This is a genomic window from Saccharomonospora iraqiensis subsp. paurometabolica YIM 90007 (assembly GCF_000231035.2).
In the GTDB taxonomy this organism is placed as follows: Bacteria; Actinomycetota; Actinomycetes; order Mycobacteriales; family Pseudonocardiaceae; genus Saccharomonospora; species Saccharomonospora paurometabolica.
Genome location: NZ_KI912196.1, coordinates 185,360 through 186,990, shown reverse-complemented (window position 1 = coordinate 186,990; position 1,631 = coordinate 185,360). Strand labels below are relative to the sequence as shown.

The 1,631-nt window shown below is 73.6% G+C and carries 1 protein-coding gene; it reads left to right on the top strand.

The window, feature by feature from the left end:
• Window positions 1-1,631, top strand: a 1,631-nt coding sequence (locus SACPADRAFT_RS0202565) for a type I polyketide synthase (RefSeq protein ID WP_007027544.1), incomplete at both ends; no start/stop codon positions are given.

Below are 1,631 nucleotides of genomic sequence, written 5' to 3'. Positions count from 1 at the left end.
CGCCCCGCCGCGCGGCCGAGCCGGCCGGTGACCCGCTCACACTCGTCCGCGAGACCGCCGCAGCCGTTCTCGGCCACACCTCCGCGACCGCCGTCGGCGCGGACCGGGCGTTCACGGACGTCGGGTTCGACTCGCTCACCGCAGTGGAACTGCGCAACCGGCTCACCGCCGCGACCGGGCTGCGCCTGCCCGCGACCCTGGTCTTCGATCATCCCACGCCGCAGGCCGCGGCCGACCTGGTGGCGAGCCTGCTCGGCGAGCCCGATTCCGGACCGGCGCCCGGAGTCGTCGAGCCGGTCGCCACCACCCGCGCGGACGACCCGATCGCCGTCGTGTCCATGGCCTGCCGTTACCCCGGTGCGGACGATCCGGACGCCCTGTGGCAGCTGGTTCTCGACGGTGTGGACGCCATGGGCGGCTTCCCTACCGACCGCGGCTGGGTCCTGCGCTCCGGCTACGCGCCCGTCGGGGCCTTCCTCGACGGAGCCGCGGACTTCGACGCCGACCTGTTCGGGATCTCCCCGCGCGAGGCCCTGGCCATGGATCCGCAGCAACGTGTCCTGCTGGAAACCGCGTGGGAGGCGCTGGAACGCGCCGAGCTGGACCCGCGATCGCTTCGCGGCACCCGCACCGGCGTGTTCACCGGCATCATGTACTCCGACTACGCCAGCAGACTGCCGGCGGTCCCGGAGGATCTGGCCACGCTGCTGGCGACCGGCAGTTCCGCCAGCGTCGTCTCCGGCAGGCTCGCCTACGTCTTCGGCCTGGAAGGGCCGACGATGACCGTGGACACCGCCTGCTCGTCCTCGCTGGTCGCCCTGCATCTGGCCGCGCAGGCGCTGCGTGCGGGGGAGTGCGACCTGGCCCTGGCGGGTGGCGCGACCGTGCTGTCCACGCCCGCGGTGTTCGAGGACTTCGCCCGGCAGGGCGGCCTGGCCGCCGACGGCCGGTGCAAGCCGTTCTCCGCCGAGGCCGACGGCACCGGGTTCGGCGAGGGCTCCGGCCTGCTCGTCCTGGAGCGGCTGTCCGACGCGCGGCGCAACGGGCACCCGGTGCTCGCCGTCCTCCGTGGTTCCGCCGTCAACTCCGACGGTGCCTCCAACGGACTCACCGCCCCGAACGGGCCCTCGCAGCAGCGAGTGATCCGTTCCGCGCTGACCGCCGCGGGTCTGCGAGCCTCCGATGTGGACCTGGTTGAGGCGCACGGCACCGGCACCACCCTCGGTGATCCGATCGAGGCTCAGGCGTTGCTGGCCACCTACGGGCAGGACCGGCAGAACCCGCTGCTGCTGGGTTCGATCAAATCAAACATCGGCCACACGCAGGCAGCGGCGGGCGTCGCCGGGGTGATCAAGGCGATCCAGGCCGTCCGGCACGGCGTAGCCCCGCGTTCATTGCACGCGGGCACGCCCTCGCCCCATGTGGACTGGTCCGCGCGGTCGGTCGAGCTGCTGGCCGACCAGCGCGCGTGGCCCGAGGTGAGCAGGCCGCGCCGCGCCGCCGTGTCGTCGTTCGGGATCAGCGGTACCAACGCGCATTTGGTGCTGGAACAGGCCCCGGTCGCCGTCCCGGCCGAGCGGGCGACGAGTCCGGCGGCGGGCCCGGTGGTGTGGCCGGTGTCGGGGCGGTCG